General features: G+C 65.7%; 19 protein-coding genes. 10 read left to right on the forward strand and 9 right to left on the reverse strand.

Going from position 1 to position 14,045, the window contains the following annotated elements:
* Positions 1 to 3 precede the first annotated feature (3 nt).
* The 4 genes from A5745_RS01785 to A5745_RS01800 are packed head-to-tail and all read left to right on the forward strand — an operon-like array spanning position 4 to position 2,090.
* A complete protein-coding gene (locus tag A5745_RS01785) occupies positions 4 to 339 on the forward strand; it encodes a hypothetical protein (RefSeq protein ID WP_076114888.1) in 336 nt (111 codons plus the stop codon).
* A 22-nt stretch (positions 340 to 361) separates the two neighbouring features.
* Positions 362 to 1,207, forward strand: coding sequence for a TauD/TfdA family dioxygenase (locus tag A5745_RS01790; RefSeq protein WP_076114889.1), 846 nt, complete (start codon positions 362 to 364; stop codon positions 1,205 to 1,207).
* Positions 1,208 to 1,218: 11 nt separating this feature from the next.
* Complete coding sequence (locus tag A5745_RS01795) at positions 1,219 to 1,530, forward strand: hypothetical protein (protein ID WP_076059406.1); 312 nt, start codon at positions 1,219 to 1,221, stop codon at positions 1,528 to 1,530.
* Between the two features lie 14 nt (positions 1,531 to 1,544).
* Positions 1,545 to 2,090: a carboxymuconolactone decarboxylase family protein gene (locus A5745_RS01800; protein ID WP_083662647.1), complete on the forward strand. Its 546-nt coding sequence runs from the start codon at positions 1,545 to 1,547 to the stop codon at positions 2,088 to 2,090.
* A gap of 71 nt (positions 2,091 to 2,161) precedes the next feature.
* Here A5745_RS01800 and A5745_RS01805 read toward each other — a convergent pair whose 3' ends face one another.
* Genes A5745_RS01805 through A5745_RS01820 form a run of 4 tightly spaced genes read right to left on the reverse strand, consistent with a single transcriptional unit; the run spans position 2,162 to position 5,095 of the window.
* Complete coding sequence (locus A5745_RS01805; RefSeq protein ID WP_076114890.1) at positions 2,162 to 2,755, reverse strand: TetR/AcrR family transcriptional regulator; 594 nt, start codon at positions 2,753 to 2,755, stop codon at positions 2,162 to 2,164.
* Positions 2,752 to 3,525, reverse strand: coding sequence for an SDR family NAD(P)-dependent oxidoreductase (locus A5745_RS01810; protein WP_076114891.1), 774 nt, complete (start codon positions 3,523 to 3,525; stop codon positions 2,752 to 2,754). Before A5745_RS01810 ends, A5745_RS01805 begins: the two co-directional genes overlap by 4 nt.
* Positions 3,522 to 4,025 (reverse strand): VOC family protein, encoded by a 504-nt coding sequence (locus tag A5745_RS01815; protein WP_076114892.1) that lies wholly within the window; start codon positions 4,023 to 4,025, stop codon positions 3,522 to 3,524. The genes A5745_RS01810 and A5745_RS01815 overlap by 4 nt, the downstream gene beginning before the upstream one ends.
* Positions 4,022 to 5,095 (reverse strand): dihydrodipicolinate reductase, encoded by a 1,074-nt coding sequence (locus tag A5745_RS01820; protein ID WP_076114893.1) that lies wholly within the window; start codon positions 5,093 to 5,095, stop codon positions 4,022 to 4,024. Before A5745_RS01820 ends, A5745_RS01815 begins: the two co-directional genes overlap by 4 nt.
* 88 nt (positions 5,096 to 5,183) lie before the next feature.
* Here A5745_RS01820 and A5745_RS01825 point away from each other — a divergent pair, with 88 nt between their 5' ends.
* Genes A5745_RS01825 through A5745_RS01845 form a run of 5 tightly spaced genes read left to right on the forward strand, consistent with a single transcriptional unit; the run spans position 5,184 to position 9,290 of the window.
* Entirely contained in the window at positions 5,184 to 6,041 is an 858-nt protein-coding gene (locus A5745_RS01825; RefSeq protein WP_139329396.1) for an SDR family NAD(P)-dependent oxidoreductase, read from the forward strand.
* A 59-nt stretch (positions 6,042 to 6,100) separates the two neighbouring features.
* The gene (locus A5745_RS01830) at positions 6,101 to 6,484 is read left to right on the forward strand and encodes a DUF1330 domain-containing protein (RefSeq protein ID WP_076059541.1); all 384 of its coding nucleotides are present in this window, start codon (positions 6,101 to 6,103) and stop codon (positions 6,482 to 6,484) included.
* A gap of 49 nt (positions 6,485 to 6,533) precedes the next feature.
* Positions 6,534 to 7,889 carry a wax ester/triacylglycerol synthase family O-acyltransferase gene (locus tag A5745_RS01835; RefSeq protein ID WP_076114894.1) on the forward strand — a complete coding sequence of 452 codons (1,356 nt, stop codon included), beginning with the start codon at positions 6,534 to 6,536 and terminating at the stop codon, positions 7,887 to 7,889.
* Positions 7,890 to 7,897: 8 nt separating this feature from the next.
* Positions 7,898 to 8,383 (forward strand): NUDIX domain-containing protein, encoded by a 486-nt coding sequence (locus A5745_RS01840; protein ID WP_076114895.1) that lies wholly within the window; start codon positions 7,898 to 7,900, stop codon positions 8,381 to 8,383.
* Position 8,384: 1 nt separating this feature from the next.
* On the forward strand, positions 8,385 to 9,290 hold the full coding sequence (locus A5745_RS01845) for a haloalkane dehalogenase (protein ID WP_076114896.1): 906 nt from the start codon (positions 8,385 to 8,387) through the stop codon (positions 9,288 to 9,290).
* Between the two features lie 13 nt (positions 9,291 to 9,303).
* On the opposite strand, the gene A5745_RS01850 is transcribed toward A5745_RS01845, so the two are convergent.
* The 3 genes from A5745_RS01850 to A5745_RS01860 all read right to left on the reverse strand — a co-directional run bounded on the left by A5745_RS01850 (position 9,304) and on the right by A5745_RS01860 (position 11,500).
* Positions 9,304 to 9,669 (reverse strand): hypothetical protein, encoded by a 366-nt coding sequence (locus tag A5745_RS01850; protein ID WP_076114897.1) that lies wholly within the window; start codon positions 9,667 to 9,669, stop codon positions 9,304 to 9,306.
* 120 nt (positions 9,670 to 9,789) lie between these two features.
* Positions 9,790 to 10,266: a hypothetical protein gene (locus A5745_RS01855; RefSeq protein ID WP_139329397.1), complete on the reverse strand. Its 477-nt coding sequence runs from the start codon at positions 10,264 to 10,266 to the stop codon at positions 9,790 to 9,792.
* A 166-nt stretch (positions 10,267 to 10,432) separates the two neighbouring features.
* Positions 10,433 to 11,500 carry an ATP-dependent DNA ligase gene (locus A5745_RS01860; protein WP_076114899.1) on the reverse strand — a complete coding sequence of 356 codons (1,068 nt, stop codon included), beginning with the start codon at positions 11,498 to 11,500 and terminating at the stop codon, positions 10,433 to 10,435.
* A gap of 37 nt (positions 11,501 to 11,537) precedes the next feature.
* Between A5745_RS01860 and ligD the strand changes: the two genes are divergently transcribed.
* Positions 11,538 to 12,566, forward strand: coding sequence for a non-homologous end-joining DNA ligase (gene ligD / locus A5745_RS01865; RefSeq protein ID WP_076114919.1), 1,029 nt, complete (start codon positions 11,538 to 11,540; stop codon positions 12,564 to 12,566).
* Between the two features lie 2 nt (positions 12,567 to 12,568).
* Here ligD and A5745_RS01870 read toward each other — a convergent pair whose 3' ends face one another.
* Entirely contained in the window at positions 12,569 to 13,207 is a 639-nt protein-coding gene (locus tag A5745_RS01870; protein WP_076114900.1) for a cutinase family protein, read from the reverse strand.
* A 37-nt stretch (positions 13,208 to 13,244) separates the two neighbouring features.
* Positions 13,245 to 14,015, reverse strand: a complete 771-nt coding sequence (locus tag A5745_RS01875; RefSeq protein WP_076114901.1) for a class I SAM-dependent methyltransferase — start codon at positions 14,013 to 14,015, stop codon at positions 13,245 to 13,247.
* Between the last annotated feature and the right edge of the window lie 30 nt (positions 14,016 to 14,045).

Here is a 14,045-nt window from a genome sequence, read left to right on the forward strand (position 1 = left end):
CCCATGCCAGATGCCTTGCTGCCCAGTGCATTCGCCGAGCTGGAGAACTACGCGCGGGTCTGGTGCCTGGCCACCGAAACCGAACGCTGGAACGCGCGGATGGCCAGCACGATGCCCGAAATGCACGAGTTCTACGATGCATTCTTCCCACGCCTTGAAGAGGCCGTCGAGTACTGCGACAAGTTCCCGCTCGACGAACTGCCCGAGGATGCGCTGAACCTGCTGCACCTGATCTATTCGCTGATCATGGTCGCCATGGCGGTGGAGGTCATGCACCAGACTGTCCCGACCGATGCCGCCGACGCGGTCATGATCCGCACCGGCGAGCCGTTCCCATGATGTCCGCCAGAAAGGTCTGAGCATGAGTCTGCTCACCATCACCAAGCTCAGCGATTCGGTCGGCGCCGAAGTCACCGGGCTGGACCCGGCCCACCTTGCCTCCGATGACTCAGTCGGCGAAACCATCCTGGATGCGTTGGAGGACAACGGAGTTCTGGTCTTCCGCGGGCTGCGGCTTGACCCCGAGACCCAGGTTGCTTTCTGCCGCCGCCTCGGTGAGGTCGACCACTCCTCCGACGGCCACCACCCCGTGCCTGGAATTTATCCGATCACTCTGGACACATCGAAGAACTCCTCGGCGGCCTACCTGAAGGCGACATTCGACTGGCACATCGACGGCTGCACGCCCATCGGGGACGACTGCCCACAGAAGGCCACCGTCCTTTCCGCCGTGCGGGTCGCCGAATGGGGCGGCGAAACCGAATTCGCCAACTCCTACGCCGCCTACGATGCGCTGAGCGATGGGGAAAAGGACCGTTTCGGGGCCCTGCGTGTCGTGCATTCGCTGGAGGCCTCCCAGCGGCGCATCACCCCTGACCCCACGCCAGAACAGGTGGCGCGCTGGCGATCCCGGCGCACTCACGAACATCCCCTGGTCTGGACGCACCGCAGCGGCCGCAAGTCGCTGGTGCTCGGTGCCTCGGCCGACTACGTGGTTGGCATGGATCTCGACGCGGGACGCGCCTTGCTTGCCGAACTCCTCGACCGCGCCACCGTGCCCGAAAACGTCTATAGCCACGACTGGTCGGTCGGCGACACCGTTATCTGGGACAATCGCGGGGTACTGCACCGAGCGGCCCCCTACGATCCCAGCTCTTCGCGTGAAATGTTGCGCACCACCGTGCTCGGCGACGAGCCGATCCAGTAGGGAGACCGCAAATGGGCAAGTCACTGCTGTTCGTCGAGAGCAAGCCCGCCTCGCCGGAACTCGTTGAGGAATACCACCGTTGGCACGATCAGGTGCACGTGCCCGAGATGCTGGCGATCGACGGCTTCGTGTCGGCTCGCCGTTGGCAGACCGACGGCGAATCCTTCGTCACCCTCTACGAGATCGACACCGATGTCGACACCGCCCGCACGAGTCTGCGAGCGGCAATGGCGGAGGGGCGCATGTCCAAACCCGTGGCGGTCCAAACAGACCCGCCGCCGGTGATGCGCTATTTGAGCCTGGTCAACGAGCTGGCTCGCTGATCGCAACCGCTGTCGTGACCGACCGCCACCCTCTCCGGCTAACCCCGTTGCCCGCCGATGAGTGCGACGATCGCAGCCGTGCGGCTCTGGCTTCACTGATACCCGCTGAGCGGGCCAATCCCGATGGCGCTGGCAATGTTTTGTCGACCCTCGTGCGCCACCCCGATCTCACTCGGGCTTATCTGCCGTTCAACGCCTATCTGCTCAACCGCTCCACGCTGCCGCCGCGGATACGCGAGGTGGCGCTACTTCGAGTCGTGTACCGCCGCGACTGCGACTACCTGTGGTCTCATCACCTCCCGATCGCGCGCCGAGCGGGATTGACCGATCAAGAGATCGACGCGATTCGTTACGGCAAAGTCACCGATGACGCCGACCGAACGGTGCTGGACGCCGTCGATGACCTCCTCGATCATGGCACCGTCTCGACCGCTGTGTGGGACGACTTGCGACGCCACTTCACCGACCCCCAATGCATGGACCTGGTGTTCACGATCGGTGGGTACTACCTGCTGGCCATCGCGGTCAACACTTTTGGCATCGAAGACGAGAAGTCGTGACGGAACGACGGGCACAGTCCTGACGATTGACGGTGGCACCTCCGCTGACGCATAGGTGACTTTCACGATATCTAGCGGCGCTTCCAGCGGGCAGACTTGACCGCTTCCAACGCTTCGGCAACGCGGCGGTCCAGTGGTCTACTTGTGCTGGCTTGGCGAACCCAATGCTGAAAGGCGAAATCGGCTGCGGCAAAGGCCAGTTGGACCAGTAGGCCGGGACGGATATCGTCGTCGGGATCCGCGCCCATGCGTTGGCCGATCAGCCTGGCGGCCCGTTCCTTGTCGACGGGCGTGTGGATCGTCGCCTTGCTGAGCAGTCCTGGAGCAACCAGCAATGCGTCGCGCCACTCCTCGATGTCGGCCTGGTCGAACGAGTGGATGCGCGCGATGATGGCGTTGATCAGCGCGACATCCGGCGCCTCTCCGGCCGGGCGCTGTTCGAGCAGGTTCACGATCGCGGCGCCACCATGGCGAACGGGAGCGAGCAGCAGATCCTCTTTTGTAGGCACGTGCCGGAAAAAGGTGCGCGGCGAAACGCCTGCGGCGGTGGCGATTTCCTCCGTCGTTACGGCGTCGTAGCCGCGCTCGACGAAGAGCCGGAACGCCGCGCGCCTGATGTCGGCCCGGATTTGCGCGCGCTGTCGGTCGCGCAGCGACTCCTTCATCGGAAGCTGCCGATACCGCCGTCGACGTGAATGGTTTGGCCGGTGATGAACGTCGCGTCGCTGCTGAGTAGGAACGCCACCAGCGCGCCCACGTCGGTGCGCACGTCTCCGATGCGCTTCATCGGAACGCGTCTCACCGCCTTCGCGTAATCGTCGGGCGCGTATTGCTTCCACAGTTTGACGCCATCGGACTCGGCGAAGGGACAGATGACGTTGACGCGGATGTTGTCGCGCCCCCATTCCAACGCGGCGACCTTCGACAGCCCCCGGATGCCCTCCTTGGCGGCGGCGTATCCGCCCCACCTGGGTTCGCCCCCGGTGCCCGTCCCCGACCCGAGGTTCACGATCGACCCCCCGCCGGCCTCGACCATCACCGGGTGCACCGCCTGCATGAGCAGGAATGTTGCCCGGGGCCCGACGTCGTAGCCGAGCGCCAGGTCCTCGGTGGTGATGTCGACGAACGCCTTGGGCTCGTTGGTCGCGATGGCGTTGTTGACCAGGCCATGCACGGCACCGAAGGAGTCGACGGCAGCCGCCACGATCCGCTGGGCGCTGTCGGGATCGCGCAGATTGGCGACCACCTTCTCGGCCCGGCCCGTCGCCCGCAGCTCGTCGGTTGTCGTGCTCAGGACATCGGCTTGGATGTCGACCAGCAGCACCGCCGCACCGCGTTCGAGCAGCGCGGCGGCGATGCCCTTGCCCACGCCCTGCGCGGCGCCGGTCACGATCGCGACGTGACCGCGCATCGACTCGGGATGGGTGTAGGTCATGTCGCGGGCCCCATCCGCAGCGGCACGCCCCGGTGCATCTCGTACGTGCTGCGCGCGCCACCGGGCAGCTCGATGAACTCCACCGGCGTTCCGTCCGGGTCCTTGACGAAAAACATTCGCACCCCGCCTATTTCGAATGGGTCCTGGTCGGGCGTGCAGCCCGCCGCGGTGATGCGACGGTGGGTGTCGTCGAGGTCCGGGACGGAGAGCGACACGTTGTGGATGCCGGTGACGCGTCGGCGCTCCGGCTGGTCCGCGGACGGCTTGGCGCCGAGAGAGAGCAGCTCGACCATCAACCCGCCCAGCAAGCCGCCCACCACCCGGCCCCCCTGCTTTCGCTTGGCATGCAGGACCGCGTCGAAGGGTTCTCCGGAGATCAGGGTCTCAAAGATGACCTCCATGCCGATCACGTCGCGGTAGAACGCCAGCGAGCGGTCCATATCGGTCACGCCGATGACGAGGTGGCAGAACGACACATCGTGTAGGACACCGTATGTCATAGCGGCGCAGCAAGTTTGGGGGCGGGGCGTCCGGCGAACAGCGGCAGGTCGAGATAGGTCTTGATGCCGGGGCCGGCGGCGCAGACGTCGGGAATGGCGTTGACGCAGTGGTTGGCCGTGGCGACGACACCGGGGTTTCGTTTGAGCCCTTCGGCGATGGATGGCGGTTGCAGGCCCTTGAAGGTCAGAGACACGGTGGGGTCGCCGGTGATCTCGACTTCGAAGCGTTCGCCGAGCCCGCCGAAATTCCAGTCCGGTTCCAGGTTGTCTTCACCCATCAGCCAGTTGACCGCCGCGGTGATGACCGGTTCGCCGTCGGCGATCGCCTGCCAGCGGAATCGGCGTGCGGCCACGGTTCCCGCGGTGATCGGGAAGGGGTCGTAGTCGATGTCGGCGGTCGCGACGGCGATCTCCTGGACGGTCCTGATGTTGGGATCGATGCGAAAACCCATGTGCTCGGCCACCATTCGCACGGACATCTTGAAGCCCGCTTCGAGCAGGGTGGCCATGGGTCCTTGCATGGCTTCCTCGGGGGTGCCGCCGAAGCCCATGATGTGGCGCACCACGTCCGGTGCGTTGTAAGTGCGGATGTCGGAGAACTCCTCGGCGCGCACATGGGTGACCGCTGAGGACAGTCCGGACAGCATCAGCGGGAATCGCTCCGTGATGCCGCCGGGATGGATGCCGGACCCGTGCAGGGTCACCCCGCCCTCGACCGCGGCGTCGGCGATCGCTTTGACGGCCGGGTTGTCGAGGTCGGGATATACCCAGCCGACAGGCGCGACGACATTCTTGCCGGACCGCAGAATCGCGACGACCTCGTCGTCGTTGGGGATCAGCGGGCTGTACACGACGCAGTCGGCGTCGAGGGCCAGCACCTCGTCGGCGCTGGAGGTGGCGGTGACGCCGAGCTCGTCGGTTCCGATGATCCGGCCGACGTCGACGCCGTCCTTTTCGGCGCTGTGCACCCAGCACCCGACCAGCTCGAGCTGCGGATGATTCATGACGCATTCGATGGCGGCCTTGCCGACACCTCCGGTCGCCCATTGGATGACGCGAAGCTTGCTCATGGCTGACCTCCCGACGCCTTTACATCGCACCAACGAGATGGCACGGTATGACTACCTGGCAGTGACTGTCAATAAGGAAGGTCGGTCGGTGGGAGCGCTTGACGGCAAGGTTGCGATCGTCACCGGGACCAGCCGCGGTGTCGGCGTCGGGATCGCGCATGAGCTGCTCCGCGCCGGCGCGACGGTCGTCGGATGCTCACGCTCGCCGCTGGACACCATTCCCGGCGTCGATGCCGAATGGGCAGCCCGTGCGTTCCAGAAGGTTTGCGACCAAGGTGACTACCACTCGATCGACGCCCTGGTCGCCGACGTCGTGGCGACCCACGGCCGAATCGACATCCTGGTGAACAACGCCGGCGGCACCGTCCCGGCGCCGCATGTGGAGAGCATTCCCGAACTCGTCCAACGCATTCAGGGCGCGCCGCCAAACGACGACGACTTCGCGCGCACGGCACTGTTTCACGCGTACGCGGTGCAGATGAACCTCATCAGCCCGTTGTGGTTCGCCATCCGGGTGTACCGGCAGATGACGACCCAGGACGGCACCGGCTGCATCATCAACATTTCCAGCGGCGCCGGGCATCCGGCGGGATCACCGACCCTGGTCTCCTATGGCGCGGCCAAGAGCGGGCTCAACCACCTCACGCGGTCGCTGGCCGAGGAGTGGGGACCGAAGGTGCGTGTCAACTGCGTCGCGCTGGGCCCGACGATGACGGAGAACTTCCGGTCGTTTGTGCTACCCAAAGACGATCCGACCGGCGAAAAGTACTTCGCCGCCGTACCCCTGCGCCGCGCGGGGGAACCGGCGGAGGTGGGCCGCGTGTGTGTCTTTCTCGCGAGCGGCGACGCCGACTTCGTCAACGGCACGACGATCGAGCACGACGGCGGCATGCTGCCCGGCGTGCTCTACGACGCTGGCCTGAAGACCATCACCGATCTGTTGTAGCGGACGCCTTCGTCGCGGTCGGCGTGACGTCACATGCGTCCCAGGACAAGGAGATTCACGTGAGCAGCCTGCAACCCACGCCCGAACAGTTCGCCGCGCTGGCCGCGCGGCCGGCGGACGAACCGGTGGTGATGGTCAACCTGCTGAAGTTCAAGGCCGACGGCGGCCTCGAGCGCTACGCACAGTACGGCCGTGAGGTCACACCGCACCTCGAACGCGTCGGCGCCACGGTGCTCTACGCGGGCGGCGCGCCGACGGTGGTCATCGGCGACGGCGAACGGCCTTGGTGGGACGCGATTCTCGTCGTCCAATACCCGTCGCCCCAGGCGTTCATCGACATGGTGACAACTCAGGAGTACGCCAAGATCCACGAACACCGCGCCGCGGGCTTGGAGCGAGGGGACCTGGTCGCGACATCTGCGTGGTCGGTCGCTTCGGCGTGATCTCCTAAGGCGCTGGCGGGTTGCTTCCCTGTGGGGGTCTAATTGGTGGATGGAATTGATGATGCCCACCGATTCGGTGTTTCTGCTGGGGGAATCCCGTGAGCACCCCATGCACGTCGGGGGCCTAGCGCTATACGAGCCGCCGGCCGGCGCCGATCAGGGATTCGTCCGCGAGTTCTACGACCGGCTGGTCGCCCAGCAGGATTTCCAGCCCACCTTTCTCAAGCGTCCCGCGACCTTCTTCGGTGGAATCGCGAATCTCGCGTGGTCCTACGACAACGACCTCGACATCGACTACCACGTGCGTCGCTCGGCGCTACCTTCCCCGGGGCGGGTTCGCGATCTGCTCGAACTGACCTCGTTGCTGCACAGCAGCCTGCTCGATCGCCACCGTCCGCTCTGGGAGGCGTACGTGATCGAGGGTCTCAAGGACGGCCGCTTCGCGGTCTACACCAAGATGCATCATGCGCTCATCGATGGCGTCTCGGCCCTGAAGCTCATGCAACGCTCGCTGTCGCCCGATCCCGACGATCGCGAGATCCGGGCGCCCTGGGGCCTGCGTAAACCCAAACGCAAGTCAGTCCCGTCGTCGCCGTTGAGCACACTAAAACGGACCGCGGGAGGTGTTGCCGCACTGGCTCCTTCGACGCTGTCGCTGGCTCGCGCGGCGCTGTTCGAGCAGCGGGTGACGCTGCCGTTCGGAGCCCCGCGCACCATGTTGAACGTCAAGATCGGGGGCGCCCGGCGGTGCGCGGCGCAGTCGTGGTCGGTGGACCGGATCAAGAACGTCAAGAAGGCCGCGGGCGTGACTCTCAACGATGTGGTCCTGACGATGTGCTCGGGGGCGCTGCGGTACTACCTGCTCGAGCAGAACGCGCTGCCGGACACCCCGCTGGTCGCGATGGTTCCGGTGAGCCTGCGTAAGGAACACGAGGCCGACGCCGGCGGCAACCTCGTCGGCGCCATCCTGTGCAACCTGGCCACCGACATCGAGGATCCGGCCAGGCGGCTGGAGATCGTCAGCGAGTCGATGCGCAACAACAAGAAGGTGTTCTCCGAACTGCCCCGGTTCCAGGCGCTGGCGCTGTCCGCGATGAACATGGGTGCGCTGGCGCTGGCAGCGGTTCCGGGTTGGGTGTCGTCGACGTCGCCGCCGTTCAATCTGGTCATATCGAACGTGCCGGGGCCGCACGAACAGCTGTATTACGGGGGCGCGCGGCTGGACGGCAGCTATCCGCTATCGGCGATCGTGGACGGCCAGGCGCTGAACATCACCCTCGTCAGCAACGGCGCCAATCTCGATTTCGGTTTGACCGGATGCAGGCGCAGCGTGCCGCACCTGCAGCGCCTGCTCGCCCACCTGGAGTCGTCGCTTAAAGACCTGGAACGCGCCGTCGGGGTCTGAGTAACTCGATGCCCAAACTCAGCGCCGGTGTGCTGTTGTACCGGGTTAGCGACGGCGTCGTCGAAGTTCTGATCGTGCATCCTGGCGGCCCGTTTTGGGCACGCAAGGACGACGCGGCGTGGTCGATCCCGAAGGGCGAGTACGCCGACGGCGAGGATCCCTGGGCAGTGGCGCTACGGGAGTTCTCCGAGGAGCTCGGGCTACCGGCACCGGCGGGGCCGCGCGTCGAGTTCGGTCCGCTCAAACAGCCCAGCGGCAAGGTGGTTACGGCCTTCGGCGTGCGGGCCGATCTCGACGTCACCGATACGCGCAGCAACACCTTCGAACTCGAATGGCCGAAGGGCTCGGGCAAGTTGCGGGAGTTTCCCGAGGTCGATCGCGTCGGCTGGTTCTCGGTGGCGCAGGCCCGCACCAAGCTGCTCAAGGGGCAGCGGCCGTTCCTGGATCGATTGATGACCCTGCCCGAGTTGGCGGGCTTGGACGAAGGGACCTGAAATGCAGACTGTACGGACCCCCGGCGACCGATTCGACAATCTACCCGAATTCCCCTATGCCCCAAGGTATTGCGACATCCCCGACGGCGACGGCGCTACGCTGCGGGTCGCGTGGGTTGAAGATGGCCCGGAGAGCGCCGACCCCGTTCTCATGCTGCACGGCGAGCCGTCGTGGTCCTACCTGTACCGCAAGATGATTCCGATACTCGCTGCCGCCGGGCATCGCGTCGTGTGTCCCGACCTGGTCGGGTTCGGCCGTTCGGACAAGCCGACCCGACGCGCTGACCACAGCTACGCCCGCCACGTCGAGTGGATGCGCGCGCTGGCCTTCGATGTGCTCGACCTGCGCAACGTGACCCTGGTCGGCCAGGATTGGGGCGGCCTGATCGGATTGCGGCTGGCCGCAGAGCATCCCGAACGGTTTTCCCGCCTGGTCGTCGCCAACACCGGCCTGCCCGACGGCGAGCAGCCGCTGCCCGAGGTCTGGTGGCGTTTTCGCGAAGCCATCACGACGGCGCCGGAGCTGAACATAGGGGCGTTCGTCCAGAGCGGCTGTCGCCGCCCGATGAGCGACGAGGTGCGCGCGGGCTACGACGCGCCGTTTCCGGACGACGAGTATTGCGCGGGACCGCGCGCCATGCCCGGTCTGGTGCCGACCGCACCGGACGATCCCGCGTCCGCGGCTAACAAGGCCGCGTGGGCGAAGCTGTCGGTGAGCCCGACGCCGATGCTGGTCGCCTTCAGCGACAGCGACCCGATCACCGGGCCGATGGGCGAGATCTTCCGGCATGCGATGCGCGGCGCGCAGGGTATCGACCATCCGCTGATTCGCGACGCCGGACACTTCGTGCAAGAGGACGCCGGCGAAGAGCTCGCCAACTACATCGTGGAATTCTTGCGCCGCTAGGGCTTTTCAGGTTTCAGCGCTCCCACGGCGCGGTTTCGTCCATCTTCTTGTAGTACTTGGCCAAGTGGCTCCGGACCCGGTCGATGTCGCTCTTGGGCAAGTCGATGCCGCCCCGCGCGCCGTCCATTATCGCGCCGGCGATCATCACCCCTCGCGGTACCGCTTGCAGCTTGCCGCCGATGACGTCGGCGAAGAGCAGCTTGTACGCGGTGAAGTTGTCTTTGTTGTCGCTGTCGTACCAGATGTGGGCGTCGCGGTACTTCTGGTTCGGTTTGTCTTCCGCGCCGGCCCATTTCCGGACCCGCTTTTCGGCGGCGCCGCCGTCCCACTTGCGGTCGCGGTCGGCCAGCGGCAGATCCTTGAACGCTGTTACAGACATGTAGGTCGCGTGCCCGCCGCGCCGCTGGGCTAAACGCGGGCTTGCTGTGTTATCCACAGTTGGCGCTTCATCCACAGGTGGGCGTCATTTGCTGAAGAGATTTCGGGCCGGCAACGCTCGTTAGGCGCCACAGAAGTGGCTGTGGCCATACTTCTGCGAGCACCAGATGTCACCTGCGTTCGCATCGGTGAGTTCGGCGTCGTTCTGGGCCAAGTGGAGGACGGTGGGGCCGTCTGGGGCCACGACGAGCTCGGCCTTCCACGCGGTCTGCTCGTTGATGTAGCCGCCCATTCCGTCGCCCCAGGCACCGATGCGCTGCTCCAACCTGATCGCGAGACCGGGGCCGTCGCCCTGCGTCCAGCGCATCGTCCACCTCTCGCCGTCGCGCGCGCTGGACCCGACCACGATCGTCCCGGTGCCGTCCGGCGCGATCGTCATCATGCTCAGGTGTCTCTGCCAGGCTCCGACGTAGTCGCCGCGCGCCGTCTGCATCGGCGAGTTGACCGCCGGATCGGCGTTGGCGACCGAGGCACCCGTAATGAGGGCGGCCGCTGCTGCGGTGAGCGCCACGATCGAACGGGCAGTAATTTTCGCCATGGAATGTCCCTTCTGGGTAGCTCCTGGATGTGCAGTGCCAGGCGCGGGTCGTTAGCTGTTGCCGCATGTGACGGCCATTCGTGGAAAGAGTCTGGCAGCCGCCTTGCGTAATCCTTGTGCGATTCTTGCGGCGGCCTCAGGCGGCGCATCGACTCCGAGCGTGCACTCAATGCCCCAGGCCCGGAACGATGTCGCCCAGGCTGAAGGTGACCGGCTGTTCGAGTTGTTCGTAGGTGCATGACCGTGGATCGCGGTCGGGGCGCCATCGATTGAATTGGGCGGTGTGGCGGAAGCGCCGGCCTTCCATGTGGTCGTAGCGCACCTCGACGACCCGCTCGGGCCGCAGCGGGACGAATGACAGATCCTTGCCGGCGTTCCAGCGGGAGAACTCGTTCTTGCGCGGCGTGCGCTCGCCGGCTTCGTGGGCCGCCCAATTCCAGGGATGGTCGTCGAAGTCGGTGACCAGCGGCTGCAGCTCGGAAAACAGCCGCCGCCGCTCGGCCATCGGGAAGGCCCCGATGACTCCGACCGACGCCAGCTGGCCATCGTCCTGATACAACCCGAGCAGTAGCGAGCCGATGGCGTCGCCACCGGACTTGTGGACTCGGTACCCGGCGACCACGCAGTCCGCGGTCCGCTCGTGCTTGACCTTGAACATGACCCGCTTGTCCGGCTGATAGGTGATCGCCAGCGGCTTGGCGACGACGCCGTCCAACCCCGCTCCCTCGAATTCCTCGAACCACTGCTGCGCCGTCGTCAGATCGGTGGTGGCCGGCGTGACATGGAACGCGGGCCCGGAATCGGCCAACGCCTCGACGAGGGCCGCGCGCCGCTCTTCGAATGGCCGCTGCGTGTAGTCGTCATCGCCGACGGCGAGCAGATCGAACGCGATGAAGGACGCCGGTGTCTTCTCGGCGAGCATTCGCACCCGTGAATCGGCCGGGTGGATGCGCTGCTGCAGCGCCTCGAAGTCCAGGCCGTGGTCGGTGGCGATGACGATCTCGCCGTCGATCACACAGCGCCGCGGCAGCTCGGCCTGCGCCGCCGCGACCAGCTCGGGGAAGTACCGGGTCATCGGCCGCTCGTTCCGGCTGCCCAGCTCCACTTGATCGTGGTCGCGGAAACAAATGGACCTGAACCCGTCCCACTTCGGCTCATACGACGCATCGGGCGGGATCGACCGCACCGACTTGGCCAGCATCGGCGAGATCGGCGGCATCACGGGCAAGTCCATTGGTTCATTGTGGCGTGCGACATGTTGGAATCGTGGTGTGGCCGCACCAGCAGAAGAGGTCGACGTCGACGGCATCGCGGTTCGGCTGACCAATCCGGACAAGGTGTATTTCCCCCAACTCGGGTCGAACGGCACCAAGCGGCGGCTCGTCGAGTACTACCGCGCCGTGGCGGGCGGGCCGATGCTGCACACGCTGCGGAACCGGCCCACCCACCTGCAGCGCTTTCCGGACGGCCTCGACGGCGAGGAGATCTATCAGAAGCGGGTGCCGCAGCATCATCCCGATTATCTGGAGACCTGCCGGGTGACGTTTCCGTCGGGGCGCACCGCCGACGCGTTGAAGGTGACCCACCCGGCGGCGATCGTGTGGGCCGCGCAGATGGGTACCGTCACGCTGCACCCGTGGCAGGTGCGCTGCCCCGACACCGAACACCCCGACGAGCTGCGCATCGATCTGGACCCGCAGCCCGGCGTCGCCTTCGAGCAGGCCCGCACGGTGGCGGTCGACGTGCTGCGGCCCCTGCTCGATGAACTCGGTCTGATCGGTTATCCCAAGACGTCCGGGGGCCGCGGGATCCACGTGTTCCTACGGATCGCCACCGACTGGGACTTCATTCAAGTGCGCCGGGCGGGCATCGCGCTGGCCCGTGAGGTCGAGCGTCGCGCACCGGACTCGGTCACCACCTCGTGGTGGAAGGAGGAGCGCGGCGAGCGCATCTTCATCGACTTCAACCAGAACGCCCGCGACCGCACCATGGCGTCGGCCTATTCGGTGCGGCGCACCCCGATCGCCACCGTGTCGACACCGCTCACATGGGACGAGCTGGCCGGCGCCCAGCCCGACGACTACACGATGGCGACCGTGCCCGATCTCGTGGCCGGCCGCGACGACCCTTGGGCCACAATGGATTCCGTTGCTCAGTCTATTGCGCCGCTGCTGGAAATGGTCGAGGCCGACGAACGGCGCGGCCTTGGCGACATGCCCTACCCGCCGAACTACCCGAAAATGCCCGGCGAACCGAAACGCGTTCAGCCGAGCCGCGACACGGACCTCAAGGACAAGTGAAACTAGAGCCGATCGGCTGCAAATGCCGCGGCCTGGTTGGTCATCCCGGACTGAACATACAAAACGTGTGCGGTCGGGTTTCTGCCTTCGGAGCAGATCGGGTCGTCGGGAACGCACAGGTCAATCGTCTTGGGGCGGTAGAGCGGGCTGATCGTCGGAAGCCGGCCGCCCCCAAGCGTTCTCGCGAAGTTACTTTCTGGATTGCCGAAGACGGCGACCGCGGCGACATGACTCGCTGCCTGGGGCGGCAGGTTGTCGGTGGTCATATCGATCACGCCCGCGCCTTGCGAGTACCCGCCGAGCACGATTCTGGTGTTGGGACAGTTCGCAACCGTTGCCTGGACATGACCGCCCGCATCGCCGGCCCCGGCCAACGAACTCCGCACGAAATCGTCGGTGGCGGGGTAGTTGACCGCATATACGCCGACGGACCGGCCCCCAACACGCGACCTAAGGGAGTCCACGAATGCCTGGCCGACCCCTCCGACGCCGGGAGGTTCGTTGGTGCCGCGAGCGAATACCACCTCGACGTCGGGACACGGGGCGGCCAAAGCGTAACGGGTATCGATGAACGCGCTCAACGGCGTCCATGTGATTACCACCGCCGCACACAGGACGCGAGCGATGGTTCGTGCGCGCATTGCCACCGATGCGAAGTCTAATCGCAGGCGTGCGCCGTCATACCTCGCCGCCGTGACGGCCGGACATGCAAAACAACAGATTTGCGAACACGACGGGCTGGCTCACCTGCATGGCCACAGTCACCACCTCGTAGTCCGGAAACGTGGACACGCCTGCACCAGGCATCGTTTTCAAGACGTCAGCCCAATGTGCCTGATCGTCGTTGTTGGTGGCGGCATAGAGCTTCATGTCCGACGCGCAGAACGGAAAAAGCTCGCCGGCCGCGACGGCTTCGGCGATTGCCGTCGCGACGCCCGGTTTTTCTGTTATCCGGTAGTCGTCCAGGCTGATCACGCCACGCGGGCCGGCGTGCTTGGCGACGAGCTTGATGTCCCCCCGGGCGCGCTCATAGCTGTGGCCCCCGTCGATGTGCATGAAACGCAACGACGGGAGGTCGGTCAATTTCGCTGAGTCACAGATTCTGACGTCGAGTTGTCGTCGACTGTGAAACTGATCCCAGTTGCGGCAGAACGTCTCGACGTCCAGACCGCCATAGGGTTCCCGGTCCTCGATGGGAATGTCTTCCTGCGACATCACCTCTTCGAACAGATCGCACGCGATGAGGCGCTCGTCGGGGCGCAGGCCGCAACCCATCAAAATGGCTGATTTACCCTGGTAAACCCCGATCTCGAGCATGTGTCCCTCGACCCCGCCGTCCAGCTGGTGGCCCAGGATGAAGTCGAACAGCATGAAGTCGGCGGGGTAGAAGAAGCCGGGAATTTGTGCGGACGCGCGCGCATATCGTGCGGCGGTCTCGAGCTTCAGCATTGATGCAAGCGTACAACTCGGCGCTGCGCA

Origin of the sequence: Mycobacterium sp. IS-2888 (assembly GCF_001954215.1) — a bacterium.
Classification (GTDB): domain Bacteria; phylum Actinomycetota; class Actinomycetes; order Mycobacteriales; family Mycobacteriaceae; genus Mycobacterium.